This window comes from Streptomyces sp. V4I8 (genome assembly GCF_041261225.1).
In the GTDB taxonomy this organism is placed as follows: Bacteria; Actinomycetota; Actinomycetes; order Streptomycetales; family Streptomycetaceae; genus Streptomyces.
In genome coordinates, this window is record NZ_JBGCCN010000001.1 from 4,919,467 (window position 1) to 4,945,252 (window position 25,786).

27 protein-coding genes are annotated in these 25,786 nt (G+C 70.5%); 15 read left to right on the top strand and 12 right to left on the bottom strand.

What is annotated here, in order from left to right:
* Positions 1 to 17 precede the first annotated feature (17 nt).
* From ABIE67_RS22235 to ABIE67_RS22265, 7 genes are all read right to left on the bottom strand, one after another.
* Complete coding sequence (locus ABIE67_RS22235; RefSeq protein WP_370260193.1) at positions 18 to 416, bottom strand: hypothetical protein; 399 nt, start codon at positions 414 to 416, stop codon at positions 18 to 20.
* Entirely contained in the window at positions 413 to 703 is a 291-nt protein-coding gene (locus ABIE67_RS22240) for a hypothetical protein (protein ID WP_370260196.1), read from the bottom strand. Before ABIE67_RS22240 ends, ABIE67_RS22235 begins: the two co-directional genes overlap by 4 nt.
* A 78-nt stretch (positions 704 to 781) precedes the next feature.
* On the bottom strand, positions 782 to 2,548 hold the full coding sequence (locus ABIE67_RS22245; protein WP_370260199.1) for an ABC transporter ATP-binding protein: 1,767 nt from the start codon (positions 2,546 to 2,548) through the stop codon (positions 782 to 784).
* Between the two features lie 81 nt (positions 2,549 to 2,629).
* The gene (locus ABIE67_RS22250) at positions 2,630 to 2,758 is read right to left on the bottom strand and encodes a hypothetical protein (RefSeq protein WP_370260203.1); all 129 of its coding nucleotides are present in this window, start codon (positions 2,756 to 2,758) and stop codon (positions 2,630 to 2,632) included.
* 63 nt (positions 2,759 to 2,821) lie between these two features.
* A complete protein-coding gene (locus tag ABIE67_RS22255; protein WP_370260207.1) occupies positions 2,822 to 2,947 on the bottom strand; it encodes a hypothetical protein in 126 nt (41 codons plus the stop codon).
* Positions 2,948 to 3,193: 246 nt separating this feature from the next.
* The gene (locus ABIE67_RS22260; protein WP_370260209.1) at positions 3,194 to 4,435 is read right to left on the bottom strand and encodes a DUF2993 domain-containing protein; all 1,242 of its coding nucleotides are present in this window, start codon (positions 4,433 to 4,435) and stop codon (positions 3,194 to 3,196) included.
* 93 nt (positions 4,436 to 4,528) lie between these two features.
* Positions 4,529 to 6,337, bottom strand: a complete 1,809-nt coding sequence (locus ABIE67_RS22265) for a bifunctional UDP-sugar hydrolase/5'-nucleotidase (RefSeq protein WP_370260211.1) — start codon at positions 6,335 to 6,337, stop codon at positions 4,529 to 4,531.
* Positions 6,338 to 6,482: 145 nt separating this feature from the next.
* Here ABIE67_RS22265 and mshD point away from each other — a divergent pair, with 145 nt between their 5' ends.
* A complete protein-coding gene (gene mshD / locus ABIE67_RS22270) occupies positions 6,483 to 7,409 on the top strand; it encodes a mycothiol synthase (protein WP_370260215.1) in 927 nt (308 codons plus the stop codon).
* Positions 7,410 to 7,413: 4 nt separating this feature from the next.
* Here the strand turns inward: mshD and ABIE67_RS22275 are convergent, their stop codons facing one another.
* The gene (locus ABIE67_RS22275) at positions 7,414 to 8,076 is read right to left on the bottom strand and encodes a hypothetical protein (RefSeq protein WP_370260218.1); all 663 of its coding nucleotides are present in this window, start codon (positions 8,074 to 8,076) and stop codon (positions 7,414 to 7,416) included.
* Positions 8,077 to 8,191: 115 nt separating this feature from the next.
* Between ABIE67_RS22275 and ABIE67_RS22280 the strand changes: the two genes are divergently transcribed.
* The 11 genes from ABIE67_RS22280 (at position 8,192) to pstB (ending at position 19,877) form a co-directional block, all read left to right on the top strand.
* Positions 8,192 to 8,596, top strand: a complete 405-nt coding sequence (locus tag ABIE67_RS22280; protein WP_370260220.1) for a GntR family transcriptional regulator — start codon at positions 8,192 to 8,194, stop codon at positions 8,594 to 8,596.
* On the top strand, positions 8,593 to 9,480 hold the full coding sequence (locus tag ABIE67_RS22285; RefSeq protein WP_370260222.1) for an ABC transporter ATP-binding protein: 888 nt from the start codon (positions 8,593 to 8,595) through the stop codon (positions 9,478 to 9,480). Before ABIE67_RS22280 ends, ABIE67_RS22285 begins: the two co-directional genes overlap by 4 nt.
* Complete coding sequence (locus tag ABIE67_RS22290) at positions 9,477 to 10,481, top strand: ABC transporter permease (protein ID WP_370260224.1); 1,005 nt, start codon at positions 9,477 to 9,479, stop codon at positions 10,479 to 10,481. Before ABIE67_RS22285 ends, ABIE67_RS22290 begins: the two co-directional genes overlap by 4 nt.
* Positions 10,478 to 11,389 carry a hypothetical protein gene (locus tag ABIE67_RS22295; protein WP_370260226.1) on the top strand — a complete coding sequence of 304 codons (912 nt, stop codon included), beginning with the start codon at positions 10,478 to 10,480 and terminating at the stop codon, positions 11,387 to 11,389. The genes ABIE67_RS22290 and ABIE67_RS22295 overlap by 4 nt, the downstream gene beginning before the upstream one ends.
* A 292-nt stretch (positions 11,390 to 11,681) precedes the next feature.
* On the top strand, positions 11,682 to 13,916 hold the full coding sequence (locus tag ABIE67_RS22300) for an RNA degradosome polyphosphate kinase (RefSeq protein ID WP_370260228.1): 2,235 nt from the start codon (positions 11,682 to 11,684) through the stop codon (positions 13,914 to 13,916).
* Complete coding sequence (locus tag ABIE67_RS22305) at positions 13,897 to 15,015, top strand: CHAD domain-containing protein (protein WP_370260230.1); 1,119 nt, start codon at positions 13,897 to 13,899, stop codon at positions 15,013 to 15,015. The genes ABIE67_RS22300 and ABIE67_RS22305 overlap by 20 nt, the downstream gene beginning before the upstream one ends.
* A 42-nt stretch (positions 15,016 to 15,057) precedes the next feature.
* Positions 15,058 to 15,480 carry an NUDIX hydrolase gene (locus ABIE67_RS22310; protein WP_370260233.1) on the top strand — a complete coding sequence of 141 codons (423 nt, stop codon included), beginning with the start codon at positions 15,058 to 15,060 and terminating at the stop codon, positions 15,478 to 15,480.
* A 246-nt stretch (positions 15,481 to 15,726) separates the two neighbouring features.
* Entirely contained in the window at positions 15,727 to 16,851 is a 1,125-nt protein-coding gene (gene pstS, locus ABIE67_RS22315; RefSeq protein WP_370260235.1) for a phosphate ABC transporter substrate-binding protein PstS, read from the top strand.
* A 140-nt stretch (positions 16,852 to 16,991) separates the two neighbouring features.
* Complete coding sequence (gene pstC, locus ABIE67_RS22320) at positions 16,992 to 17,999, top strand: phosphate ABC transporter permease subunit PstC (RefSeq protein ID WP_370260239.1); 1,008 nt, start codon at positions 16,992 to 16,994, stop codon at positions 17,997 to 17,999.
* Positions 17,996 to 19,054: a phosphate ABC transporter permease PstA gene (gene pstA / locus ABIE67_RS22325; RefSeq protein ID WP_370260241.1), complete on the top strand. Its 1,059-nt coding sequence runs from the start codon at positions 17,996 to 17,998 to the stop codon at positions 19,052 to 19,054. Before pstC ends, pstA begins: the two co-directional genes overlap by 4 nt.
* 46 nt (positions 19,055 to 19,100) lie before the next feature.
* A complete protein-coding gene (pstB, locus tag ABIE67_RS22330) occupies positions 19,101 to 19,877 on the top strand; it encodes a phosphate ABC transporter ATP-binding protein PstB (RefSeq protein WP_030050867.1) in 777 nt (258 codons plus the stop codon).
* Positions 19,878 to 20,150: 273 nt separating this feature from the next.
* Here pstB and ABIE67_RS22335 read toward each other — a convergent pair whose 3' ends face one another.
* Together ABIE67_RS22335 and ABIE67_RS22340 are read right to left on the bottom strand one after the other, a co-directional pair.
* On the bottom strand, positions 20,151 to 21,149 hold the full coding sequence (locus ABIE67_RS22335; protein WP_370260243.1) for an anion permease: 999 nt from the start codon (positions 21,147 to 21,149) through the stop codon (positions 20,151 to 20,153).
* A gap of 9 nt (positions 21,150 to 21,158) precedes the next feature.
* On the bottom strand, positions 21,159 to 21,779 hold the full coding sequence (locus ABIE67_RS22340) for a DUF47 domain-containing protein (protein ID WP_048585568.1): 621 nt from the start codon (positions 21,777 to 21,779) through the stop codon (positions 21,159 to 21,161).
* 237 nt (positions 21,780 to 22,016) lie between these two features.
* On the opposite strand from ABIE67_RS22340, the gene ABIE67_RS22345 reads away from it, so the two are divergent.
* Positions 22,017 to 22,394, top strand: a complete 378-nt coding sequence (locus ABIE67_RS22345) for a metal-sensitive transcriptional regulator (RefSeq protein WP_370260246.1) — start codon at positions 22,017 to 22,019, stop codon at positions 22,392 to 22,394.
* Between the two features lie 22 nt (positions 22,395 to 22,416).
* On the opposite strand, the gene ABIE67_RS22350 is transcribed toward ABIE67_RS22345, so the two are convergent.
* Both ABIE67_RS22350 and ABIE67_RS22355 read right to left on the bottom strand, forming a co-directional pair.
* Positions 22,417 to 22,593, bottom strand: coding sequence for a hypothetical protein (locus ABIE67_RS22350; protein ID WP_370260248.1), 177 nt, complete (start codon positions 22,591 to 22,593; stop codon positions 22,417 to 22,419).
* 110 nt (positions 22,594 to 22,703) lie between these two features.
* The gene (locus tag ABIE67_RS22355; RefSeq protein WP_370260250.1) at positions 22,704 to 23,546 is read right to left on the bottom strand and encodes a hypothetical protein; all 843 of its coding nucleotides are present in this window, start codon (positions 23,544 to 23,546) and stop codon (positions 22,704 to 22,706) included.
* A 126-nt stretch (positions 23,547 to 23,672) separates the two neighbouring features.
* On the opposite strand from ABIE67_RS22355, the gene ABIE67_RS22360 reads away from it, so the two are divergent.
* Together ABIE67_RS22360 and ABIE67_RS22365 are read left to right on the top strand one after the other, a co-directional pair.
* Complete coding sequence (locus tag ABIE67_RS22360) at positions 23,673 to 23,852, top strand: hypothetical protein (RefSeq protein WP_370260252.1); 180 nt, start codon at positions 23,673 to 23,675, stop codon at positions 23,850 to 23,852.
* Between the two features lie 287 nt (positions 23,853 to 24,139).
* Positions 24,140 to 25,705: an FAD-binding oxidoreductase gene (locus ABIE67_RS22365; RefSeq protein WP_370260255.1), complete on the top strand. Its 1,566-nt coding sequence runs from the start codon at positions 24,140 to 24,142 to the stop codon at positions 25,703 to 25,705.
* Positions 25,706 to 25,786 lie beyond the last annotated feature (81 nt).

Below are 25,786 nucleotides of genomic sequence, written 5' to 3' on the forward strand. Positions count from 1 at the left end.
ACCCGGCATGCCCGGCGTCAGTGGAAGCCGAGCATGCCGGGGGAGTCGATGTCGACGGTGACCACGCCCGGCGGATAGTCCTGCTCCCGGTCGGTGAGCAGGATCGACATCCCTGCGAACTCCGCGCGCGGCAAGGAGCAGTACAGGGCGTGGCAGGTGTCGGCGCCGCCGTATCCGTCCCTGATCATCGTGCCGACGCTGACCGCCGCCATCGTGTCCAGGGGATCGACGACGACCGAGGAGAAGGCGAGCACCCGCCGTGCAGCCTCCGCGTCCTCCGACTCCGCCTGCATCAGGCAGGCTGCGGGAATGCGGAGGAGGTCGCCCGGAGTACGGGCCATGTTCCCGGCGAGAAGGTTCAGCGTCTTGTGCCCATCGGCAAGGGCACGGGTGGCGCCGGTGTCGAGAATGATCACGCGGCCGCCGCTCCACGGGCCATGCGGACCTTCTCGGCAGCGATCCGGTTGATGTTGCCCAGCACGTCGGGCGCCTTCTCGAACTCCTCGTCGCTGATGTCGAGACCGATCACGTCACGGACAACTTGCCGGTCCGCCGCCACGCGCTCGGCGATCTGCGCCGCCGTGGGCTGCTCCGAGGCCAACTGCTCGACAAACTGCCCCAAAGTCATGCCCCGCTCCTTGGCGACCTGGGCGAGCTGGTCGCGGGCCTGCCGGGACACCTGGATGGTCGTGTGCTCTGCCATGCCATAACCATAGTCGCGCCACGGTATAGGTGGTGCGATTTCCTGCCCGGCCCGCCGAACGTGTGAGACCCCCGGCGATCAAAGCCTGAGGACCAGCGTCTCCTCCGTCATGGCCCCCACCCCCGGCCCCGCCAGCCGCGCATACGTCCCACCCCGCGCCACCAGCTCCGCGTGCGTGCCCGCCTCCACCAGCCGGCCGCCGTCCACGACCAGCACCCGGTCCGCGTCCGGAGCCAGGCTCAGGTCGTGGGTGATCATGATGGTCGTACGGCCGGACATGAGGCGGCGCAGTGGCTGGACGACCTGGCGGGCGGCGACCGAGTCGAGGCCGGCCGTGGACTCGTCGAGGACCAGGACGGGCGCGGCGCGCAGCATCGCGCGGGCGATCGTGATCCGCTTCAGCTGGCCGCCGGACAGGGCCGCCGTGCCGGGGGCGATGCGGGTGTCGTATCCCTCGGGGAGCGCGGCGATGAAGCCGTGCGCCGCGGCCGTACGCGCCGCCCGCTCGATGTCCTCGTCGGTCGCGCCCGGCCGGCCGCACGCGATGTTCTCGCGGACGGTGCCGTTGAGGATCAGTGTCTCCTGGGGCAGCAGCGCGACGTTCTCACGCAGGAACTCCAGCTCCAGGTGCGGGAGCGCCACGCCGTCCAGGCTGATCACACCCGTGGCGGGGTCGTAGAAGCGGGTGAGGAGCTTGGCCGCCGTGGACTTGCCCGCGCCGCTCGGGCCCGTGATGATCACCAGCTCGCCGGGGCCGGCCGTGAAGGTGAGGTCGGTCAGCGACTCCCGGGCCGCCCCCGGGTAGCGGAAGGACACCCCGTGGAAGCCGACCCAGCCGCGGACCGGCCACGGCGCGACCGGCTCGGCGGGGTCGGTCACGGCCGGCTCGGCGTCCAGGATCTCGCGGAGGCGCTGGGCTCCGGCGGTGGCGGCGGTGAGGGTGAGGCCGAGCTGGCCGAGGTTGCGGACCGGCGGGTAGAGGTAGCCGATGAAGGCGGCGAAGGCGAGGAGCTGGCCCAGGGTCATGCGGCCGGCCGAGATCTCCCAGACGCCGAGGCCGATGACCGCCAGGACGCAGACCGTCTCCACGACCTCGACGAACTGCTCGTACATCTCACTGAGCCGCGCTCCCCGCACGGACGCCTTCATCCAGGCGCGCGCCTCGCGGTCGAGCCGCTTCTCCTCGTCGCGGCGGCGGTTGTACGCCTGGGTGAGGACCACGTTGCCGAGCGACTCCTCGACCACCGACGTGATCGCCCCGTCGGCGACCCGCTCGTCCTGGGAGGCGCTGCGGATACGGCCGCCGAGGTGGCGGGCGGTCAGGAGGAACAGGGGCGCCAGGACGAAGGTCGCCAGGGCCAGGTCCCAGCGCAGATACAGGGCGGCCAAGGAGTAGAAGACGGCCGAGAACGCCGCCGCCACCGTGCCGACCACGCCCGAGACGACCATCTCCTCGATGGCCTCGACGTCCCCGGTGAGCCGCTCGACCAGGTCACCCTGCCGGTGCTTCTGGAAGAAGTGCGGCGGCATGTCCTGCACATGTCGGAAGACCTTCGCGCGCAGCCGCAGCACGAATCTCTCCGCCGTCCAGGTGGCGAGCGAGTTGCCGAGGTAGCCGACGAGCGCACCCAGCACGGCCACGCCCAGCCAGGCCGCCGCCGGACCCCAGAAGGCCGCCAGTGAACCGGCCTTGAGCGCGTTGTCGGTGAGCTCCGCGAACAGCAGGATCGAGGCGGTCTCGGCCAGCGCGGCCACCACCACGCAGGCCACGACGACCCCCAGCCACTTCCGGTCCCCGCGCGTCAGCGGCCAGAAGCGCCGGAAGGCCGTACGCACTTCACTCATGCTCAAGTCCCTTTCCCGGACATGACGGAGGCGGGGCCCCGGAGCCCGAGCGCTCCGGTGACCCCGCCTCGTCCGTCTGCCTCAGCCCTTGTGCGCGACCGGCCGGCGCTTCGGGGCGGCCTTCTTCGCGCATTCCTTCTTCTTGGCGGCCGGGGCCGGGGCGGCGGGCTTGCGGGTCTTCTTCACGGGGGCGATCTTGTGGAAGCTCATGGGTTTTCTCTTTTCTGTGAGTTACTTGGATTTACCTGAGTGAATTCTTTGTCAGACCCTTTGTCAGTTCCGGTGACCCACGGGGCGACGCTTCGGAGTGACCTTCTTGTGGGCCTTCTTCTTCGGCGTCGGGGCCGGGGCGGCGGGCTTGCGGGTCTTCTTCACCGGGGCGATCTTGTGGAAGCTCATGAGGCTCTCCTTCTTCGATGGCTTTCGCTGTCTTCGACGGCTTTCGCTGTCTTCGATGGCTTTCGCTGTCTTCGCTGTCTTCGCTTTTGCGTCGTTCGCTTCGACATGGAAAACACTACGGGACGCGGAAGCCGGAAAAAGCCAAATTGGCTGAGACCTCGATGAATTGAGCCTGAGACTGATTTTCAGGGACACCCGGGAACCGAATCGGAATTCACACAGGTTTTATTTCCGGACCCGCCGGACCTACTTCCCGCCGATCGCCAGGCCCGCCCCCTCCAACCGCACCCTGATCCCCTCCTCCTCCACCCGCACATCCCGCAACCACACCTGCCCGCTCGGCGGTTCCGGCAGGCGGAAGCCGAGGGACAGCTGGTCGGCGAGGGCCGGGCGGGTGAGGCGGGGGAGGGCGTCGAGGAGGGCGGGGTCGAAGCCGAGCAGTTTGAGGAGCTGGGGGTGGTCGAGGGCCAGGTCGATGAGGTTGAGCCGCATCGCCTGGTGGACGAAGCGCGGGGTGCCGGTCAGGTCGGTCAGCTTGGACTCGTTGCGCAGGGCCGCGCGGACGACCGAGTCGGGCACGCCGAGGCGCCGTACGACCGACGGGATCGACAGGAGTGCCTTCGCCTTGCGGGTCTCCTGGGCCAGGCGCGCCGCCGACTTCCGGCTCAGGTGCAGGCCCTCCGAGCTGCGGGCGCCGGGGCGGTACGTGGCCAGGTCGCCGATGTCCAGGCGCATGCCGCCGATGTGCGTGGCGATGCCGCGGTCGCCGTTGCGCACGATGCGGGCCTCGGCGCGCAGGCTGAGGTCGTGCCCGGCGACCGGCAGGGTGCCGCGCGCCCGGACGCGGTCATGGCCCTCACCGGTGAACGTGACCTGGGACGCGCCGAGTTCGCGGTTCAGGTCGGCGAAGGAGAGCAGGACGTCGCCCTCCAGATGGGGGACGTCGGCGCCGCGCACCGAGGTCGGGCCGTCGGTGTCCAGCCGTACGCCTCGTGCCGTCGCCGTCACCTGGGCGAGCGAGACCCGGTCGGCGGCCACGTCGGGGACCGTCACCTTCACCGAGTCCAGTCGCTCGTCGGCGAGTTGGGTGAGGAAGGGGAAGCCGCCGATCTCGACTTCGGGGGCCGCGGACAGGTCGAGGCGGTCCTTGAGGGTGTCCGCCGCTCTGCGCTCGGCGTAGAGGAGGGCCCAACGGTCGGCGAGGGTGAGGAAGGCGGCGAGGACGAGGACGCCGACCACCGCCTTCATCGCGAGCGGAAGCCCCGAGAAGCGGCCTCGGCGTCGGCGGCGGCCGTTGCGGCGGTGGTTGGGCGGGACCCAGGGATCGTCCTGGGCCTCCGCCTCATCCGGCGCTTCCGGCTCTTCCCGTACGTCCTCGTGGAGGAACTCGTCCAGCGGGCCGTCGCCCATCGGACCGTCGTCCAGTCTGCCGAGCTCCTCGTAGGGGTTTGTATAGGGATGCGTCGATATGTGGTGGGGGGAACGCATCGGCCCATCCGACCATGCGCACACCCCCCACCCGCAACCTCTACCGGAGGTTTGCGATCTAGTTCACGCCCGTTCACCGACTACCGCGTTGAACTACTTCACGACGGTGATCCGGTTCGCCGCCGGCGGCGCGATCGGGCTGGTGGCCGAGGAGTTGGCCGTCAGGTACTTCTCCAGCACCGTCAGGTCGTCCGTGCCCACCAGGTCGTTCGTGCCCTGACCCAGCGTGGTGAAGCCGTCGCCGCCGCCCGCGAGGAAGTTGTTCGTGGCGACGCGGTAGGTGGCCGTCGGGTTGACGGCTTCCCCGTTCAGCTTGATCGAATCCGTCACCACACGGTCCGCGCCCGACTTCGTCAGGTCCAGCGTGTACGTCAGGCCCGAGGAGATCTGCAGGATCTTCGGCGAGGCCGCGTTCGTGCCGCTCACCTGCTCCTTGAGCACCTGGATCAGCTGCGCTCCGGTGATGTCCTGGAGGTTCACCGTGTTGGAGAACGGCTGCACCGTGAAGCCCTCGGCGTAGGTCACCACACCGTCGCCCTCGCTGCCCTTGGCCGCGTAGGTCAGCGGCGCCCGGATGCCGCCCGGGTTCATCAGCGCGAGGTCGGTCTCCGGGTCCAGCTCCTTGCCGTACGCCAGCTGCGCGTCGGCGATCAGGTCGCCGAGCGGGGACTCCGTGCCGGTGCTGGGGATGTCGGCGGAGATGTAACCGATCGCGCGGTTGCCGATGGGCGCCGCGAGGGTGTTCCACTCGTCGATCAGCCTGGTCATGTCGGGTGCCTTGGGGACGTCCCGGGTGACCACGTGGTTCGCCGACTTCACGGCCGTACGGGCGATGTCGCCGGTGAAGCGGTCGTACGTCAGCGTCGTGTCGGTGTAGAGGCGGCCGAAGGACGCTGCCGACGTCACCATGCGCGGCTTGCCCGCCGGGTCGTCGATCGTGCAGACGTACGCGGCGTGCGTGTGGCCGGTGACCAGCGCGTCGACCTGCGGCGTGATGTTCTTGGCGATGTCGACGATCGGGCCGGAGATGCCGTCGCCCGCGCCGGGCGCGTCACAGTCGTAGTTGTACGACGCCGACGCCGGGGCCCCGCCCTCGTGGATCAGCGCGACGATCGACTTCACGCCCTGGCGCTGGAGCACCTTGGCGTACTTGTTGATCGTCTCGACCTCGTCCTTGAACTTCAGGCCCTTGACGCCCTCGGCGGAGACGACACCCGGGGTGTCCTCCAGGGTCACGCCGATGAAGCCGACCTTGACGTCCTTCTTCTTCCACACCCAGTAGGGCTTGAGGATCGGCTTGCCGGTCTTCTCGTCGAGGACGTTCGCGGCGAGGTAGGGGAAGTCGGCGCCCTCGAACTCCTTGTCCGTGTAGCAGCCGGCCGTCGGGTGGCAGCCGCCGTTCTGCAGACGGGCCAGTTCCCTGGCGCCCTCGTCGAACTCGTGGTTGCCGACCGAGGTGACGTCCAGGTCGAGCTGGTTCAGCGCCTCGATGGTGGGCTCGTCGTGGAAGAGGCCCGAGATCAGCGGGGAGGCGCCGACCATGTCGCCGCCGGCCGCGGTGATGGAGTACTTCTCGCCCTCGCGCGCCTGGCGCAGATGCGTGGCGAGGTACTCGACGCCGCCCGCGTCGATGGTCTTCGTCGTCCCGTCCGGCTGCACCTCGGTGACCCGGCCGGAGGAGCCGGCCGGCGGCTCCAGGTTGCCGTGCAGGTCGTTGAAGGACAGCAGCTGGACGTCCTGGTAGCGGTTGAAGTGGTACCCGCCGCCGTGCTTCTGGGAGCTCTCCCCGGCCGTCGCGGGAAGCGCCGCGGCCAGCGCGCCGACGGTGGCGAGCCCGGCGGCGGCCGCGACGAATGCGTAGGTACGGCGTCTACGGTGCTGCTGGTGGGATGTGGCTGACATCCGCCCCCCTGTGAGTCGTGAGTGACATGGCCCCGTCGGGCGGCAGCCTAGAGTCAACGCGCGTAGCGCGACAGGGGGTTCCTGGTTACACCTTGATTGCTTCTGTGCCGGGACTTTGCCCGAACCGCCCCTTACCCTCGTACGCATGACCAGCGACGACACCGCACACCCCCTCCCGACCCGTTCCATCGAGACCCACTCCGCGCTCTCCCCGGAGCAGACCGAGGCCGTACTGGAGCTGCTCGCGGAGGCCGCCCGGAACGACGGGCAGCAGGCGGTGTCCGAGCAGGGGCGGCTCCAGCTGCGCGGGGGCGAGCGCGAGGGCGTCTCGCATCTGCTCCTGGACGTCGCCGGCGAACTCGTCGGCTACGCCCAGCTGGAGGACACCGACCCGGTGGAGGCCCCGGCCGCCGAACTGGTCGTCCACCCCGCGCACCGCGGCCACGGGCACGGCCGCGCGCTGGGCTCGGCCCTCCTCGGCGCGTCCGGCAAGCGGCTGCGGGTGTGGGCCCACGGCGGCCACTCCGCCGCCCGCCACCTCTCCCAGGTCCTCGGCCTCACCCTGTTCCGCGAACTGCGCCAGATGCGCCGCCCGTTGGCGGACCTGGCGCTGCCGGATCCGGTGCTCCCCGAGGGCGTGACGGTCCGCACCTTCGCGCCCGGCCAGGACGACGCGGCCTGGCTCGCGGTGAACGCCGCCGCCTTCGCCCACCACCCCGAGCAGGGCTCCCTCACCCAGCGCGACCTCGACGACCGCAAGGCCGAGTCGTGGTTCGACCCGGCGGGGTTCTTCCTGGCGGAACGTGACGGCGAGCTCGTCGGCTTCCACTGGACGAAGGTCCACGCGGAGGAGGGGCTCGGCGAGGTGTACGTCCTCGGAGTGCGCCCGGGGGCGCAGGGCGGCGGCCTGGGCAAGGCCCTGACCACGATCGGGCTGCGGCACCTGGCGGCCCAGGGGCTGCCCACGGCGATGCTCTACGTCGACGCCGACAACAAGGCGGCGGTGTCGGTGTACGAGCGGCTCGGGTTCACGACGTACGAGACGGACCTGATGTACCGCGCGGAGACCTGAGCGGTCAGCGCGCGACGGGCCGGGCGCGGACCACGAGGACGTCCAGCGTCTGTTCGTCGTCCGCGATGTCGAGTCCGGCCCACCGGGCCTGCGCGGCCAGCAGGTTGAACGCGCGCTGCGGTGCGCACTCCACGTCGGAGTGGCCCGCGCCGGTCAGCCGCTGCGCCACCGCGCGTGCCGCCGCCTCGGCGTCGGCGGCGTGCTGCCCCAGCTCGGTGGCCACCGGTTTCCCGGCCCCCGACACGAAGGCCTCCACGAGCAGCAGCCGGGCGCCGTCCCTCGCGCCGCCGCCCCACCGCCGCACCTGAGTCGTGACCGACAGCCCGGGCACCGCCCGGCCGAGTTCCGACAGCATCCAGGCCCCCTGTACGAGGCCCGTCCCGAGCGCCCCGGCTCCCGCGCTCGCCGACCAGGCCCGGTTCCCCTCCCCCGTGCGCCCTTTCCCGAGCAGGTTCCAGTCCTCCGGCACGGGCACGGACATCGGCGCCTCCAGCGCCAGCACCGCGCCGGCCCCGCCCGTCAGCGCAGCGGTGACCGCCTCGACCGCCGTCGCCGGGTCGCTCCCGTGTCCGGCGAGCGTCTCCCCCGGTACGTCGACCGCGGCCCAGGCGAAGGACCCGGTCCGCACGGAGCCCACGTCGACGGCGACCACGCGCACATCCGGCATGTCCACGAACTCCCACAGCTCAGGGTCCGGCCACCGTACCCCCGTTGGACTTGACACTCAGGGGGACCTTCCACCACCCTTTCACTACTCAATTAGTGAAAGGGTGGTGGAACGGATGGTCGAGTACCGCATCGACCGGCGCTCCGGCGTCGCCACCTATGTGCAGATCGTCCAGCAGACCAAACAGGCGCTGCGCCTGGGCCTGTTGGAGCCGGGCGACAAACTGCCCACGGCCCGCGAGGTCGTCGAGGCGACAGCCATCAACCCCAACACCGTCCTCAAGGCCTATCGCGAACTGGAACGCGAGGGGCTGGTCGAGGCACGCCGGGGGCTCGGGACATTCGTGCGGCGCGGACTGAACACCGCACCGGCGGACTCGCCACTGCGCAGCGAACTGGACGCGTGGGCCCTGCGGGCCCGCGAGGCCGGGCTGGAACGCGACGACGTGGACGCGCTCTTCGTGTCCGTGCTGGACACGCACTTCAAGCAGGACACGCACTTCAAGGGGGACGACTCATGACCGAGACCGCCATCGAGGCGGCCGCGCTGACCAGGAGGTTCGGGCGACGCCGCACAGCCGCGCTGGACGGCTGCGCCTTCCGGCTCCCGGCGGGCAGCGTGTGCGCCGTGGTCGGGCCGAACGGCGCGGGCAAGTCGACGCTGCTCTCCCTCGCCGCCGGACTGCTGCGGCCCACCGAGGGCACGCTCACCGTCCTCGGCCAGGCCCCCGCGGCCGTCCGCGAGCGGCTCGCCCATGTCGCCCAGGACAAGCCCCTGCACCCCCAGCTCACCGTCGCCGACACCCTGCGCCTGGGCCGCGAGCTGAACCCGCGCCGCTGGGACGACCGGGTCGCCGCGCGGATCGTCGCCGAGGGCGACCTCGCCCCGGACGCGAGGATCCGCACGCTCTCCGGCGGCCAGCGCACCCGCGTCGCCCTCGCGCTCGCCCTCGGCAAGCGCCCCGAACTGCTGCTCCTGGACGAGCCGATGGCCGACCTCGACCCGCTCGCCCGGCACCAGCTGATGGCGGCGCTCATGGCCGACGCCGCCGATCACGGCACCACGGTTGTCATGTCCTCGCACGTCGTGGCCGAACTGGACGGCGCCTGCGACCACCTCCTGCTGCTCGGCGCCGGCCGCGTCCGCCTCGCCGGCCCGCTGGACGACCTGCTCGCCGCGCACCGCCTCGTCACGGGCCGGACCGACGCGTCCCTCGACCCGCACACCGTCGTCGAGTCCCGCACGACAGGGCGTCAGGTCACCGCACTCGTACGGCCCGAGGGCCCCCTCGGCGACGGCTGGCAGGCCACCGCCCCGACCCTGGAGGAGCTGGTCCTGGCCCACCTGCGGGCCCCCGAGGCCCCGGCCCTCCGCCTCGACGACGTGCGGGAGGCCGCCGTATGACCGCCGTGACGACCATCGAGACGTCCACCGCCGTCGCGTCCTCCCGGGGCCCGCGCGGCCTGCTCTGGGCGATGCTGCGGCTGCACCGCTGGGCGCTGTGGTTCTGGGTGCTGCTCGTCGTCGCCGGTGCGGGAGCGCTGCTGTGGGCGTACGGGCCGGGCGCGGACGCCGCCTGGGCCGAGTACCACGAGACGGGGTGCGGTTCGACGACGGAACCGGGCCTGGGCTGCGACTTGGTCGGCCCCGCCTACAGCCGGTACGACACCGTCGTAGGCATCGGCACCGGAATCCTCGGTCTCGTGCCGTTCCTCACCGCCGCCTGGGCGGGCGCCGCCCTCATCGGGCGCGAACTGGAGAGCGGGACCGCCCAGTTGGCGTGGACGCAGTCCGTCTCCCCGGCCCGCTGGCTCGCCGCCAAGCTCGCCGTCCCGGCCGCCCTGCTCGCCTCAGGCATGCTCGTGCTCACGCTGCTGCACCGCATGCTGTGGTCGGCGGACGGTCCGCTGCGGGCGGCGATGGGCTCACGGAGCTGGTACGAGGGCACCACCTTCGAGGCCAACGGCACCGTCGCCACCTCGTACGCCCTCCTCGGCCTCGCCGTCGGCGTCCTGGCCGGTCTGCTCCAGCGCCGCGCCCTGCCCGCGCTCGGCCTGGCGGTCGTCGGCCTGGCGCTCCTGACGACCGTGCTCGGCACCCTGCGGCCGTACCTGTGGCCGCTGGAGACGCTCACGAACAAGAACGAGTACCCGCCGTACATCGGCATGGTCGTCGACGAGGGCGCCCTCACCTCCACCGGCGCCCGCGTCCCGGACCCCATCTGCGTCGACGACACCAAGTGCCTCGCCGAGCACGACATCGTCGGCTTCTACCGCGACTACCACCCGTCCTCCCACTTCTGGCCCCTGCAACTGGTGGAGACGGGCATCGTCCTCGCCGTCGCGGCCCTGCTGGTCCTGATCGCCTTCCGGTTGCTGAAGCGCCGTACCGGAGCCGCCGTATGACCGCCGCCCTCACCGCCGCCACCGCCCCGGCCGCCCGCACCCCGCGCGGGCCGAGCGGCCTGGTCTGGGCCGTGCTGCGGGTGCACCGCACGGCCCTGGTCTTCTGGGGTCTGGCCCTGACCGCCGCGACGGGCTGCCTGATCTGGATGTACGCCCTCGCGGACGACGCCCGCCGGGGCGCGAGCGCGTGCGCCGTCCCGGCCACCGACCGGCTGCCCTCGTGCACGGCGGTCAACGCGATCACCGCCGACGAGACGTACAGCAGCGGCATCGCCCTGATCACCACGGCCCTCTCCTATCTGGTCTTCCCGGTGGCCGCCTGGGCGGGCGGCGCGCTGATCGGCCGCGAGCTGGAGAGCGGCACCGCACAGCTCGCCTGGGCCCAGTCCGTCACCCCTGCCCGCTGGCTGGCCGCCAAGCTCGCCGTCCCGGCCGTCCTCCTCGCGTCCGGCACCGGCGCCCTGGTCCTGGTGAACCTCTGGGCACGAGGGGACGACAACCCGAACCTGGTCGGTGACTGGTACTACTCGGACGTCTTCATCGGCACCGGACCGGCGGCCGTCGCGTACGCCCTGGCGGGCCTGGCCCTCGGCGCGCTCGCCGGGCTGGTGTGCCGCCGGGCCCTGCCCGCCGCCGGCGTCGGCTTCGCGGCCGCGCTCGTCCTCTACAACGTGCTGGACCGCTACCGCGAGGACCTCCGGCCCACGGTCACCCGTGTCGAAGCGGGCGGCTTCGAGCCGCCCCGCTCGGCCTGGCAGATGGGCTGGAACGACGGCCTCACCCGGGCGACGTACCACCCCCGGTCCCACTTCTGGCCCCTCCAGTACGTCGAGACCGGCATCCTTCTCGCCGTCGCCGCTGTCGCGACCCTCGCCGCGTTCGGGCTGCTGCGCCGCCGGATGCCGTGACCCCGGACCCCGGTCCGTACGTCCCTCCACGGGGGGAGGGACGTACGGACCGGACCGACGGCCCGTCACGTAGTCGCCCGCGAGCCGCCCCCCGCTATCCCACGCGCCATGTCTCCGTAACCATTGGTTCAGACGGGCTTGCGACGCTCAGCCAATGACGCCCGCCGTGCCAGAGCCTTCGCCGCCCCCCGAGGGGACCGCGGGGAACGGGGACGCCCGTCGCCTCCCGATCAAGCTCCCGCCCGCCGCTTCCGACGCGCCCGTAATGCTCGCGACGCGGAACAATGGGCACATGAGCCAGTCCTCCAACGCCCAGGCACAGGTCCAGCACCCGCAGCCCTCCGTGGGCTCCATAGCGGCGCACCGTCCGCACACGGTCTCGGCGGTCGTCTCCGATCTGGAACCGGACATCGACGCCGACCTCGACGCGTACGAGGTCACCGAGATCGAAGGTGTCCAGCTGCCCCAGGGCCGGTTCCTGGACCGGGAGCGCAGCTGGCTCGCGTTCAACGAGCGGGTCCTCGAACTCGCCGAGGACCCGAACACCCCGCTCCTCGAACGGGCGAACTTCCTGGCGATCTTCGCGAGCAACCTGGACGAGTTCTTCATGGTCCGCGTGGCCGGTCTGAAGCGCCGTATCGCCACCGGTGTCGCCACCCGGTCCGCGTCCGGCCTCCAGCCCCGCGAGGTCCTGGAGATGATCTGGGCCCGCTCCCGCGAGCTGATGGCCCGGCACGCCGCCTGCTACCACGAGGACGTCGCCCCCGCGCTCGCGGAGGAGGGCATCCACCTGGTCCGCTGGAACGAGCTGACGGAGAAGGAGCAGGCCCGCCTCTTCACGCTCTTCCGGCACCAGATCTTCCCGGTCCTCACCCCGCTGGCGGTCGACCCGGCGCACCCCTTCCCGTACATCTCCGGGCTCTCCCTGAACCTGGCCGTACGGGTCCGCAACCCCGTCACCGGCACCCCGCACTTCGCCCGCGTCAAGGTGCCGCCGCTGCTCTCCCGCTTCCTGGAGGCCTCCCCCGGCCGGTTCGTCCCGCTGGAGGACGTGATCGCCGCGCACCTGGAGGAGCTGTTCCCGGGCATGGAGGTCCTGGAGCACCACGCCTTCCGGGTCACCCGCAACGAGGACCTGGAGGTCGAGGAGGACGACACCGAGAACCTCCTCCAGGCCCTGGAGAAGGAACTCATGCGGCGCCGCTTCGGGCCGCCGGTGCGCCTGGAGGTCGAGGAGAACATCAACCAGGAGGTCCTGGACCTGCTGGTGCGCGAGCTGAAGATCAGCGAGGCCGAGGTCTACCCGCTGACCGGCCCCCTGGACCTCACGGGCCTCTTCCGCATCGCCTCCATCGACCGGCCCGAGCTGAAGTACCCGAAGTTCGTCGCGGGCACCCATCGCGATCTCGCCGAGGTCGAGTCGGCGTCCGCGCCGGACATCTTCGCCGCGCTGCGCAACCGCGACGTCCTCCTCCACCACCCGTACGACTCCTTCTCCACCTCCGTGCAGGCGTTCCTGGAGCAGGCGGCCGACGACCCGGACGTCCTCGCGATCAAGCAGACCCTGTACCGCACGTCCGGCGACTCCCCCATAGTCAACGCGCTCATCGACGCCGCCGAGGCCGGCAAGCAGGTCCTCGTGCTGGTCGAGATCAAGGCCCGCTTCGACGAGCACGCCAACATCAAGTGGGCGCGCAAGCTGGAGGAGGCCGGCTGCCATGTCGTCTACGGCCTCGTCGGCCTGAAGACCCACTGCAAGCTGTCGCTGGTGGTCCGCCAGGAGGGCGAGACGCTACGGCGCTACAGCCACGTCGGCACCGGCAACTACCACCCCAAGACGGCACGGCTCTACGAGGACCTGGGCCTGCTCACCGCCGACCCGCAGGTGGGCGCCGACCTGTCCGACCTGTTCAACCGGCTGTCCGGCTACTCGCGCCGGGAGACGTACCGCCGGCTGCTCGTGGCCCCCAAGTCCCTGCGCGACGGTCTGATCTCGCGGATCAACAAGGAGGTCCAGCACCACCGTGCCGGGCGTCCCGCCCATGTCCGCATCAAGGCCAACTCGATCGTCGACGAGGCGCTCATCGACGCCTGCTACGCCGCGTCCCAGGCGGGCGTGCCGGTCGACATCTGGGTCCGCGGCATCTGCGCGATCCGCCCGGGCGTGGCAGGGCTGTCGGAGAACATCCGCGTCCGCTCGGTCCTCGGCCGCTTCCTCGAACACTCCCGGGTCTTCGGCTTCGGCAACGGCGGCGAACCCGAGGTGTGGATCGGCAGCGCCGACATGATGCACCGCAACCTCGACCGCCGTATCGAAGCCCTGGTCAGGGTCACCGACCCGGCCCACCGCGCCGCGCTCAACCGGCTCCTGGAGACCGGTATGTCCGACACCACCGCGTCCTGGCACCTCGGCCCGGACGGCGAGTGGACCCGGCACGCGACGGACGCGGAAGGCCAGCCCCTGCGCAACGTCCAGGAGATGCTCATAGACGCCCGGAGGCGCCGGCGTGGCACAGCAACACCTTGATCCGACGGACCCCACGGCCGGGGCGGTGACCGGGGAGGCCCTCGCGGGTTACCTGCGCGCCCAGGCCACGGAGTTCCTCCGAGCCCTGCGCCTGCACCGGGAGACCGGTGCGGGGGCGGCGGGCGGCTCGGAGGAGTCCGTCGACGCGGCCCGGGCGCTGCGCCGCTCGGCCCGCCGCATCAGCGCCAGCCTGCACACGTTCCGCCCCCTGCTCGACACCGACTGGTCGGAGGCCATCCGCCCCGAACTGGCCTGGGTCTCGGGCACGCTGGCCATGGAACACGCGTACGCGGCCCGCCTGGAACGCCTGCTCCTTGCGCTGCACCGGCTGTCGGGGGCCACGGTGCTGCCGGCGCAGGCGGGCGTCGTCGAACTCACCGACCTGAACGGCAACCCCGGCGCGGTCCCCGCTCCGCAGAAAGGGGCACCGTCGCCCGCCGGTCACCCGGCCCACGCGACGGCCACCCCCGACCGCGGCAACCTCACCGTGGGGGCGGCCAAGGCGGGTGCCCTGCTCGACCGCCAGCTCACCCTCGCCCGGACCCGGGCGCACAGCACCGCCCTCCAGGCCCTCGGCTCCTCCCGGTTCCACGCCGTGGCCGACCACATCGCCGTACTGGCCAGCGAGGTCCCCCTCACCCCGGCCGCGGCCACGGTGGACCTGCGGCCCCTCGCGGCCGCCGCCGAGGAGCGGCTCACCGACGCGGTGACCGCGCTGCCGCTGGTGACCGCGGGCCACCCCTACAACGCGGAGGCGCTGATCCACGGCCTCTCCCCGGACCCGGCCCCGCATCCGCAGGACGCGCCCTGGCACCAGGTCCGCCTGCTGCTGCGCCTGCACCGCTACGCCCGCGAGGCCCTGCACGGCGACACCGACCCGGTGGACGTACGGCTGCTGGCGGCCGGCCAGTCCCTCAACCGGCACCGCGACGCCTCCGAGGCGGCGGCCGCCGCGGCCCAGGCGGCCCGCACCCCGCGGATCGCCCCGGCGACGGCGTACGCCCTCGGCGTGCTGCACGCCGACCAGCGGCACGAGGTGGAGGCGGCGCGGTTCGCGTTCCAGCAGTCCTGGCAGCGGCAGACGGTGGGCACGCCCTAGGCACCCCCGGAACAGGCCCACCCGCAGAAGGAGGCATCCCCGGTGACGCACGCGAACGACCTCACCGTCCAGGCGGCCGGCTGCGTCCTGTGGCGGCGTTCACCGGTCCACGGTGAGCTGGAGATATGCCTGATCCACCGGCCGAAATACGACGACTGGTCCCACCCCAAGGGCAAGCTGAAGCGCGGCGAGGACCATCTGGCCGGTGCGCTGCGCGAGGTCGCGGAGGAGACGGGGCACTCCGCCCAGCCCGGCGCCGAGCTGCCGACCCTGCGTTATCTGGCCAACGGCCGCCCCAAGGAGGTCCGCTACTGGGCGGCCGAGGCGGGTTCCGGGTCCTTCACCCCGGGCACCGAGGTGGACCGCCTGCTGTGGCTCTCCCCCACGGCCGCCCGCAGCCGTCTGACCCAGCCGAGAGACCGCTCACTCGTGGACGCCCTGCTGGCGTCGCTGCGCCTGGCATAGTCCGCACCATCCCCCCACAAAGTCTCGGAACGCACCCGTGTCCTCAACGTGAGCGTTCCGTGACCTCACCGCACCGTCCCCAGGGGTTCACCCCTCGTTCATTTACGGCCTTCGGCGCCTTCACCTGTTCTGCCTAATTTCAGCCTTGCACGATGACGGACCGCGCCCGACGGGACACGTCCGCATCGCCCATTCTTCGCACGCCGCCGAATTCAGGACGGCGGCTCCTGGAAGGAACTCCCTCAAGTGAAGCTTCAGCGCAAGAACCGGCGGGCTCTCGCTCTCGGCGCTCTCGCCGTCTCCGGCGCCCTGGCCCTCACGGCGTGCGGCTCCGACGAAACCGGCAACAGCAGCGGCGACGCCTCCGCCACCGCCGCGGCCGGCAACATCAAGTGTGACGACGCCTCGGGCCAGCTGCTCGCCGACGGCTCCTCCGCGCAGAAGAACGCGATCGACGCCTGGGTCAAGCAGTTCACCGCTGCCTGCAACGGCGTGCAGATCAACTACAAGGGCGGCGGCTCCGGCGCCGGCGTCACCGCCTTCACGCAGGGCCAGGTCGCCTTCGCCGGCTCCGACTCCGCGCTGGACGAGGAGGAGATCGCCGCCTCCAAGAAGGTCTGCTCCGGCGGCCAGGGCATCGACCTCCCGATGGTCGGCGGCCCGATCGCGGTCGGTTACAACGTCCCGGGTGTCGAGAACCTGGTCCTGGACGCGCCGACCCTCGCCAAGATCTTCAACGACAAGATCAAGAACTGGAACGACCCGGCGATCGCGAAGCTGAACCCCGACGCGAAGCTTCCCGACCTGAAGATCCAGGCGTTCCACCGCTCCGACGAGTCGGGCACCACGGACAACTTCACCAAGTACCTGATCGCCACCGCCAAGTCCGAGTGGCCCTACGAGGGCGGCAAGGCCTGGCAGGCCAAGGGCGGCCAGTCCGCCTCCGGCTCCTCCGGTGTCGCCCAGCAGGTCAAGCAGACCTCCGGCGCCATCAGCTACATGGAGCTGTCGTACGCCAAGGACGGCATCAACGCGGTCCAGATCGACACCGGTGCCGCCGCTCCGGTCGAGGCCAACGTCGCCAACGCCACCAAGATGATCGCCGCCGCCAAGCGCGTCGGCACCGGCAAGGACATGGCGCTGGAGCTGGACTACGCCACCAAGGCCGACGGCGCCTACCCGATCACCCTGGTGACGTACGAGATCGTCTGCGACAAGGGCAACAAGTCCGACACCCTCGCCGGCACCAAGGCGTTCCTGCGCTACATCGCCTCCGAGGACGGCCAGAAGATCCTCACGGAGAACGACTACGCCCCGATGCCTGAGGAGATCATCTCCCAGGTCCGTAAGACCATCGATGGCCTGAGCTGACCTGAGTGCGGCCCGGTCCGGACCTGAAAAACCCGGACCGGACCGCATCGTCCGGTGCACCGCCGCCCGGAGCCGTACGTCACATACGGCTCCACCGAGCCGCCGCAGACCGCGTGCGACTCCGCAGACCGGAGAACCCGATGGACATATCTACCCAGAGCACTCAGACTCCTCCCCCCACCCCACCACCCGCGAACGCCGAGCAGAAGCGCGCGGCCCGTGGCGCCACCCGACCCGGTGACCGGATCTTCCTCGGTCTCTCCCGCGGCTCGGGCATTTTCCTGCTGGTGATCATGGCCGCCATCGCGGTCTTCCTCACCTACCGCGCCACCCTCGCGATCAGCAAGGACGAGGCCAACTTCCTCACCGCCTTCGAGTGGAACACCAGCGCGGTCCCGCCGAAGTTCGGCATCGCGGTCCTCGTCTACGGCACGATCGTCTCCTCGATCATCGCCATGTTCATCGCGGTCCCGATCGCCGTCGCCATCGCGCTGTTCATCACGCACTACGCCCCGCGCAAGCTCGGCGGCCCCATCGCGTACGTGATCGACCTGCTCGCCGCCGTGCCCTCCATCGTGTACGGCCTGTGGGGCGCCCTGGTCCTCGTACCGCAGATGAACGGCCTCTTCGGCTGGCTGGACAGCTACTTCGGCTGGACCGGCATCTTCTCCTGGGACGACGGCCCCGCCCGCTCGATGCTGACGGTCGGCATCCTGCTCGCGATCATGATCCTGCCGATCATCACCAACGTGAGCCGCGAGGTCTTCCGCCAGGTCCCGCAGATGCACGAGGAGGCGGCCCTGGCGCTCGGCGCCACCCGCTGGGAGGTCATCCGCATGGCGGTCCTCCCCTTCGGCCGCTCCGGCGTCATCTCCGCCTCGATGCTCGGCCTCGGCCGCGCCCTCGGCGAGACGATGGCCGTGGCCACCGTGCTCTCCCCCGACTTCGACATCCACCTCAGCCTGCTCAACCCGGGCGGCGGCACCTTCGCCCAGAACATCGCCAGCAAGTTCGGTGAGGCGTCCCCGTTCGGGCGTGACGCGCTGATCGCCTCCGGTCTGGTCCTGTTCGTCATCACCCTGCTGGTCAACGGCGCGGCCCGCGCGATCATCGCCCGCCGCAAGGAGTACTCGGGGGCCAACGCATGAGCACCGCCATCGCCGACAAGCGTCCCAGCACCCTGCAAGGCGCCCGCCTGCCCAAGTGGGCCCCGTACGCCATCGCGGCCGGCTCCGTCGCCGTCGCGGTCGGCATCGGCCTGGGCGCCGGCCTGGACAGCCGCGTCCAGTGGGGCCTGATCGCGGGCATCCTCTTCGTCCTCTCCACGTACGTCATCGCCGCCCGCGTCGAGGGCGGCCGCCAGGCCAAGGACCGCATCGCCACGTCCCTGGTCTGGGTGGCCTTCCTGCTCGCCGTCGTCCCGCTGGTCTCCCTGATCTGGGAGACCGTGGAGCGCGGCATAAAGGTCCTCGACGTCTACTTCCTGACCCACTCCATGGGTGTGGTCGCCGACTCCGAGCCGGGCGGCGGCATCTACCACGCCATCCTCGGCACCCTGGAGCAGGTCGGCCTCGCCACCCTGATCGCCGCGCCGGTCGGCGTGCTCACCGCGATCTACCTGGTGGAGTACGGCCGCGGGAACCTCGCCCGGTCCATCACGTTCTTCGTCGACGTCATGACGGGTATCCCGTCGATCGTCGCGGGCCTGTTCATCCTCAGCCTCATGCTGATGCTGGAGATGCAGCCCTTCGGCTTCGCCGGTTCGTTGGCGCTCGCGATCCTGATGATGCCGGTGGTGGTCCGCTCCACGGAGGAGATGCTCAAGCTCGTCCCGAACGAGCTGCGCGAGGCCTCCCTGGCGCTCGGCGTCCCGAAGTGGCGCACCATCCTGAAGGTGGTCGTACCGACCTCCATCGGCGGCATCACGACCGGCATCATGCTGGCGGTCGCCCGTATCACCGGTGAGACCGCGCCGGTGCTGCTGCTGGTGTTCGGCAACAGCTTCATCAACGCCAACCCCTTCGAGGGTGCGCAGGCGTCACTGCCGCTGTACATCTATCAGCAGTACGCGAACAGCGCCGGGTCACCGGCGGCGTACGACCGCGCCTGGGCGGCATCGCTCACGCTGATCGCCTTCGTGATGATCCTGAACCTGGTGGCCCGCGGCATCGCCCGCTGGAAGGCCCCGAAGACCGGTCGCTGACGCGGCCATACAGCGACCGACTGAAGACTCTGGAAGTGAAGTAGTCATGGCCAAGCGAATCGACGTAAGCGGGCTCACCGCCTACTACGGCTCCCACAAGGCGATAGAAGACATCTCGATGACGGTCGAGCCCCGCTCGGTGACGGCCTTCATCGGCCCCTCCGGCTGCGGCAAGTCGACGTTCCTGCGCACGCTGAACCGCATGCACGAGGTGACGTCGGGCGGCCGCGTGGAAGGCAAGGTGTTGCTGGACGACGAGGACCTGTACGGCCCCGGCATCGACCCGGTGTCGGTCCGCCGCGAGGTCGGCATGGTGTTCCAGCGCCCGAACCCGTTCCCCACGATGTCGATCTTCGACAACGTGGCGGCGGGCCTGCGCCTGAACGGCAGCTACAAGAAGAGCGAGCTGCAGGACGTCGTCGAGAAGTCTCTCAAGGGCGCGAACCTCTGGAACGAGGTCAAGGACCGCCTGAACAAGCCCGGCTCGGGCCTGTCGGGTGGCCAGCAGCAGCGCCTGTGCATCGCGCGGGCGATCGCCGTGGAACCGAACGTCCTGCTGATGGACGAGCCCTGCTCCGCCCTGGACCCGATCTCCACCCTCGCCATCGAGGACCTGATCGGCGAGCTGAAGGAACGCTTCACGATCGTCATCGTGACGCACAACATGCAGCAGGCGGCCCGTGTCTCCGACCGCACCGCCTTCTTCAACCTGGCGGCCGTCGGCCAGCCCGGCAAGCTGATCGAGATCGACGACACGGAGCGCATCTTCTCCAACCCGTCGGTCCAGGCCACCGAGGACTACATCTCCGGCCGCTTCGGCTGACAGACCCCTCGCGGTGCTGCATGGCGGTGCCACCGCGAGGCAGATAAAGGGCCCGCCCCCCGGCTCCCGGGGGGCGGGCCCGTCTGTGTGGGATGCCTGCGCCGGCCTACTGCCAGGAGGTGCCACACTTCCAGCCGGTGCGGCGTTTGAGGACGAGGCCGAAGGCCGATAGCGGGGGTCCAGGGGGCGAAGCCCCTTGGCGGGGTCGAAGGGGCGGAGCCCCTTCAAGGGATGGGACGGGCAGGGGCGGCGGGGGCGAGAAAACCCGGTCGGCTACAGGAACGCCAGTTTCACGACGCCGAACGCACAAGCCGCGACAACCGCCGCCGCCGGCATCGTGATGAACCACCCGAGGACGATGTTCTTGGCCACGCCCCACCGCACGGCGTTCACCCGCTTCGTCGCGCCGACGCCCATGATCGCCGAGGTGATGACGTGGGTCGTCGAGATCGGCGCCTTGAAGAGGAAGGCGGTGGTGAACATGATCGACGCGCCAGTCGTCTCCGCAGCGAACCCCTGCGGCGGATCCAACTCAATGATCTTCCGCCCCAGCGTCCGCATGATCCGCCACCCACCGGCATACGTCCCCAGCGACAGCATCACGGCACACACGATCTTGACCCACACCGGAATGGGATCGCCGTAGTCCTCGACATCGGCGATGACCAGCGCCATCACCACGATGCCCATCGTCTTCTGCGCGTCCTGCAGACCATGTCCGAGCGCCATCCCGGCCGCCGACACGGTCTGCGCGATCCGGAACCCGCGCTTGGCCTTGTGCGGATTGGCCCGCCGGAAGATCCACATGATGGCCGTCATCACGAGGTAGCCCGCGCACAGCCCCACGACGGGCGACACGAACATCGGGATGACGACCTTCTCCAGCACCCCGCTCCAGTACACCGTGGTCCCCCCGGCCAGCGCCGCCCCCACCATGCCCCCGAACAGCGCGTGCGAGGAGGAGGACGGAAGGCCGAAGTACCAGGTGACGAGATTCCAGGTGATCGCGCCCACCAGGGCCGCGAACAGAATCCCCATCCCCTTCGAGCCCTCGGGTGTCTGGATCAGCCCCTCACTGACGGTCTTGGCGACCCCGGACCCCAGAAAGGCGCCGCCGAGGTTCATCACCGCGGCCATCGCCAGCGCGGCCCGCGGCGTCAGCGCCCGCGTCGACACGGACGTCGCGATCGCGTTCGCCGAGTCGTGGAAGCCGTTGGTGTACGTGAAGAAGAGCGCGACCCCGATGGTCGCGACCAGCGCGAAGGTGTCCATGTGAGGGTCTCAGGACTCCTTGACGGCGATGGTCTCCACCGTGTTCGCCACGTGCTCGAAGGCGTCCGCCGCTTCCTCCAGCACATCCACGATCTGCTTGAGCTTGAGGACCTCGATCGCGTCGTACTTGCCGTTGAAGAGGTGGGCGAGAAGCTTGCGGTGTATCTGGTCGGCCTGGTTCTCGAGGCGGTTGACCTCGATCCAGTACTCCGTGAGGTTGTCCATGGTGCGCAGGTTCGGCATGGCCTCGGCCGTGAGCTCCGCGGCCCGCGCCAGCACCTCGATCTGCTGCTCGACGCCCTTGGGCAGTTCCTCGACGTTGTAGAGGACGACCAGGTCGACGGCCTCCTCCATGAAGTCCATGATGTCGTCGAGGCACGATGCGAGGTTGTAGATGTCCTCGCGGTCGAACGGCGTGATGAACGAGGAGTTCAGCTGGTGGAAGATCGCGTGAGTGGCGTCGTCACCTGCGTGTTCCGCGGCCCGCATACGCTCTGCGATCTCGGCCCGGCCGGCGGTGTCCGCCCCGAGCAGTTCCATCAGGAGCTTCGAGCCCGTGACGATGTTGTCCGCGGATGCGGCGAACATGTCGTAGAAGCTCGTCTCCCGGGGGGTCAGACGAAAGCGCACGTGAGGGTCCTCAAGAAGGATCGGTTTCGGTCAGGCTGATGCTAGGCGCATCATCCGGCCACGGCTAATGGGCCGTCCTCCAGTGTCGCCCATCAGGCACAGTGGTCGGCACGGGGGCTGCCCAGTGGTCCAGTCCAACCGCTGTTCGCGGTTCGGCCACAGGGCCCTATACCCAGCAAAGTTCGGTACGATATACCCTGTAGGGGTATATGAAGCGGTTTACGTCTGGAGGACGCGATGACGACCACCGAGGCCGGCGCGGGCGCGCCCTCCGCCACTGACGACACCGAGGAGACGAGCGTCACGGACGTGGTGACGGACCACGACCGCGGCATCCACGGCTACCACAAGCAGAAGGACGAGCACCTCAAGCGCCTGCGCCGCATCGAGGGCCAGATCCGCGGCCTGCAGCGCATGGTCGACGAGGACGTCTACTGCATCGACATACTCACGCAGGTGTCCGCCTCCACCAAGGCCCTGCAGTCCTTCGCCCTCCAACTACTGGAGGAGCACCTCCGCCACTGCGTCGCCGACGCGGCCGTCAAGGGCGGCGCGGAGATCGACGCCAAGGTGGAGGAAGCGACGAAGGCGATCGGCCGGCTGCTGCGCACCTGACGACCGCCGCCCGCGGCCGGAATCACTCCCCCTCCGCGTCCCGCTCCTCCGCGACCCGCAGCACCTCGTCGATGCTTTCCAGACTGAGCCGTTCCTCGCGGGCGGTCGAGGCCGCGATGATGAGCTCTCCGCACAGCTCGATCTCGGCGAGGGCCACGTGGTCCTGAACTGCCGTACCGCCGACCGGAGCCACGCGCATCACCTCTTCTCTGCCGTTACCGACTTCCTAGAGTAGGGAGCGGCCTACACACCGCGCATGGCACGGACGGGCTAGTTCTTGACGCCCGTCACGCACGCATACCCCGGCCCTCACTCCTCCGCGATCTTGCCCGCGTAGATGTCGTCACTGTCCGGAAGCCGTACGTCGACGGGGGCCCCGAAGTCGTACAGCAAGGTCGTCGAGGCCACGGCGACGGCGTCCTTCTGCTGCCCGTTGACGAAGCTGAACCGATGCCGCACCTTACGGATCCGCCCGTCCTCATCGAGGTACACGTCGAACGGCACCTCACTGGTGGCGAACCCTTTCGCCGCCGCCGCAAGCGCTTCCGAATTCCCCTCGGAGGCCTCCCGCGCGGCAACGCCCAGATCAGCGGTCCCCCGGTAATGCGCCACCGCCGTACCGGCGACGTCACTCTCCCCCACGTACCTCGCCGTCCGCGCCCCGCGCAGCACCTCGGCGGCGGCGAACGGATCGGTCGCCCCACCGGTGACGAGGTTCCCGTCGGAGAGCGACCGCGTATCGACCCGCACCCACTTGTCGGCGGGCACACCGGCACCACGGTTCTTCATGAACAGTGCCCCCGGAGCGAGCAGCTCCATGATGGGCCGCTGCGCGACAGCCCCCGCGGGATCCTGCGGCAACAGCACCTTCAGCCGCCCCCGCTGGTGACGGAAGTCGTAGACACCCTCGCCCCGGATGGTGACCCGGGTCCCCCCGGTGGCCATCTCCATGGACGTCCGGGCCTTGGAACTCCGGGCCTCGACCAGCGCGTCGGCGGCACGCCGCACGATCACCACGGCATCGCCCTCGCGCCCGTCCCCGACAGCGGCACCACTGCCCGCCACACACCCACTGCCCGCCACACACACGCACAGGACCCCAGCCGCGACGCCCGCCACACGCCTCCGCCTGTGCTGCTGCCGCTCCGTCATCGCCTGCCTACCCCCAGCCGGTACGTCCGTCACGGGCCCCCTGTCGTTCCGGTTAACGACGAGTAGGTGCCCCCGTCACGCACGCCGGAGGCGTTGCGCTTACTTGCCTTGGGTAACGTTGCCGTCGTGGCGCAGCAGGACGGACCAACCTCCCCCGCACAATCCGACGACTCCGCGGAACACCGCACGACAACCGTGGACAAGGGCCGCTTCTGCACGGCCCACTGCACCTGCGGCTGGCGGGGCCCGGCGAGACGGGCGCGCAGCCTGGCGCGGGCGGACGCGGAAGGGCATGGCGGGGTTTAGGGGCCGCATTCCAGCCCGTCCGGCGTTTGAGGACGAGACCGCAGGCCGAAGCGGGGGTCCATAGGCCTTTCAGCCCGTCCGGCGTTTGAGGACGAGGCCGCAGGCCGATGGGGGTCCAGGGGGCGGAGCCCCCTGGCGGGGTGGAAGGGGCAGAGCCCCTTCAAGGGATGGGACGGGTAGGGGCGGCGGGGGCGAAATCCGCGAGCCCCGCCCCGGAGGACCACCACCACATGGAACCCCGACCCCCACCACCCCGTCTCGTTCCACGACCCCCCCCAGGAGGCGAAATGGAACGGCGTACCTTCATCGGCGGCACCGCGGCAGCCCTCACCGCCCTGACGGCAACCGCCTGCAACGGCAGCACGGACACCACCTCGGGCACGGCCACCGACACAGCCGCCCGCACCCGAACCACCACCAGGACCGCCGCCGCCTCCGCCCCCGCCAACTGGACCGCCCTGGCCAAAGACCTCGACGGCCGGCTCATCCACCCGGGCGACGCCGACTGGAAATCGGCCCACCTGCTCTACAACACCCGCTTCGACACCCTGAAGCCCGCCGCGGTCGCCTACGTCGCCCACCCCGACGACATCCGCACCACCCTCGCCTACGCCCGGGCCCACAACCTCCACGTCGCCATCCGTAACGGCGGCCACTCCTACGCCGGCTGGTCCTCCGGCAACAACCGCCTGATCATCGACGTCTCCAAGCTCAACCGCATCCGAGCCGCCGGCAACACCGCGGTGGTCGGCGCGGGCTCCAAGCTCATCGACGTCTACCGAGCCCTCGCCGCCAAGGGCGTCACCATCCCCGCCGGCTCCTGCCCCAGCGTCGGCGTCTCCGGCCTCACCCTCGGCGGTGGCCACGGTGTCACCTCCCGTGCCTACGGCCTGACCTGCGACAGCCTCACCCAGGCCACCCTGATCACCGCCGACGGCAAGCAGCTCACCGCCGACGCCGGCACCCACAAGGACCTCTTCTGGGCCCTGCGCGGCGCGGGCAACGGCAACTTCGGCGTCGTAACAGAACTCCACTTCAAGACCCACCCCGCCCCCCAGGCCGTCACGGCGTACATGTCCTGGCCCTGGTCGAAGGCGGCCGCGCTGATCAGGGCCTGGCAGGCATGGGGCCCGGCCCAGCCCGACGAGATCTGGTCGGCGCTGAGCATCTCCAACCACGCGGGCGGCACCCCGACCATCACCGTCGCGGCGTTCTCGCTGGGCACCTACAACGAACTCAAGAACGCGGTGGACCGCCTGGCCGACGGCCCCGGCGGCCCCGGCCCCGCGAGGAGCGTGTCGATCAAGCGCCGCTCGTACGAGGAGTCGATGGAGCTGTACGCCGGCTGCTCGTCGTTCACCTCGGACGCGCAGTGCCACCTCCCCGGCTCCACCCCGGGCCGCTCCCCACAGGGCGCGCTGAGCCGCGAGACGTACACCGCGAAGTCGGACTTCTTCGACCGTTCGCTCTCACCGGCGGGCATCCAGACGCTGCTGAAGCAGATCCAGTCGGTCCGCGGCGGCTCCGGCAGCGTCGCCCTGACGGCCCTCGGCGGAGCCGTCAACCGCGTCTCCCCCACCGCGACGGCCTTCGTACACCGCCGCTCCCGCATGCTGGCCCAGTACATCGCCTCCTGGCGGGCCGGCACGTCGGGCGCCACGGCCCAGTCCTGGCTGACGTCGGCCCACAACGCGATGCGCCCGTACGCCTCGGGCGCCGCGTACCAGAACTACACCGACCCGACCCTGAAGAACTGGCGCAAGGCGTACTACGGGGACGCGGCGACGCGCCTGGCGAAGCTGAAGAAGCAGTACGACCCGGAGGGCTTCTTCACGTACCCGCAGGCGCTGTAGCCCGGTAGCCAGGTAGCCCTGCGGTCGCGGCTGAGCAGGTCGAGCTGGGTCGGCTGCGGCACTCGCGACACATCGCGGCCC

Excerpts from the sequence above, each read along its gene's own strand:
- ABIE67_RS22240 (WP_370260196.1), bottom strand. The coding sequence starts at position 703 with ATGGCAGAGCACACGACCATCCAGGTGTCCCGGCAGGCCCGCGACCAG.
- ABIE67_RS22245 (WP_370260199.1), bottom strand. The coding sequence starts at position 2,548 with ATGAGTGAAGTGCGTACGGCCTTCCGGCGCTTCTGGCCGCTGACGCGC.
- ABIE67_RS22250 (WP_370260203.1), bottom strand. The coding sequence starts at position 2,758 with ATGAGCTTCCACAAGATCGCCCCCGTGAAGAAGACCCGCAAGCCCGCC.
- ABIE67_RS22255 (WP_370260207.1), bottom strand. The coding sequence starts at position 2,947 with ATGAGCTTCCACAAGATCGCCCCGGTGAAGAAGACCCGCAAGCCCGCC.
- ABIE67_RS22260 (WP_370260209.1), bottom strand. The coding sequence starts at position 4,435 with ATGCGTTCCCCCCACCACATATCGACGCATCCCTATACAAACCCCTAC.
- ABIE67_RS22265 (WP_370260211.1), bottom strand. The coding sequence starts at position 6,337 with ATGTCAGCCACATCCCACCAGCAGCACCGTAGACGCCGTACCTACGCA.
- mshD (WP_370260215.1), top strand. The coding sequence starts at position 6,483 with ATGACCAGCGACGACACCGCACACCCCCTCCCGACCCGTTCCATCGAG.
- ABIE67_RS22275 (WP_370260218.1), bottom strand. The coding sequence starts at position 8,076 with ATGCCGGATGTGCGCGTGGTCGCCGTCGACGTGGGCTCCGTGCGGACC.
- ABIE67_RS22280 (WP_370260220.1), top strand. The coding sequence starts at position 8,192 with ATGGTCGAGTACCGCATCGACCGGCGCTCCGGCGTCGCCACCTATGTG.
- ABIE67_RS22285 (WP_370260222.1), top strand. The coding sequence starts at position 8,593 with ATGACCGAGACCGCCATCGAGGCGGCCGCGCTGACCAGGAGGTTCGGG.
- ABIE67_RS22290 (WP_370260224.1), top strand. The coding sequence starts at position 9,477 with ATGACCGCCGTGACGACCATCGAGACGTCCACCGCCGTCGCGTCCTCC.
- ABIE67_RS22295 (WP_370260226.1), top strand. The coding sequence starts at position 10,478 with ATGACCGCCGCCCTCACCGCCGCCACCGCCCCGGCCGCCCGCACCCCG.
- ABIE67_RS22300 (WP_370260228.1), top strand. The coding sequence starts at position 11,682 with ATGAGCCAGTCCTCCAACGCCCAGGCACAGGTCCAGCACCCGCAGCCC.
- pstC (WP_370260239.1), top strand. The coding sequence starts at position 16,992 with ATGGACATATCTACCCAGAGCACTCAGACTCCTCCCCCCACCCCACCA.
- pstA (WP_370260241.1), top strand. The coding sequence starts at position 17,996 with ATGAGCACCGCCATCGCCGACAAGCGTCCCAGCACCCTGCAAGGCGCC.
- pstB (WP_030050867.1), top strand. The coding sequence starts at position 19,101 with ATGGCCAAGCGAATCGACGTAAGCGGGCTCACCGCCTACTACGGCTCC.
- ABIE67_RS22335 (WP_370260243.1), bottom strand. The coding sequence starts at position 21,149 with ATGGACACCTTCGCGCTGGTCGCGACCATCGGGGTCGCGCTCTTCTTC.
- ABIE67_RS22345 (WP_370260246.1), top strand. The coding sequence starts at position 22,017 with ATGACGACCACCGAGGCCGGCGCGGGCGCGCCCTCCGCCACTGACGAC.
- ABIE67_RS22350 (WP_370260248.1), bottom strand. The coding sequence starts at position 22,593 with ATGCGCGTGGCTCCGGTCGGCGGTACGGCAGTTCAGGACCACGTGGCC.
- ABIE67_RS22355 (WP_370260250.1), bottom strand. The coding sequence starts at position 23,546 with ATGACGGAGCGGCAGCAGCACAGGCGGAGGCGTGTGGCGGGCGTCGCG.
- ABIE67_RS22365 (WP_370260255.1), top strand. The coding sequence starts at position 24,140 with ATGGAACGGCGTACCTTCATCGGCGGCACCGCGGCAGCCCTCACCGCC.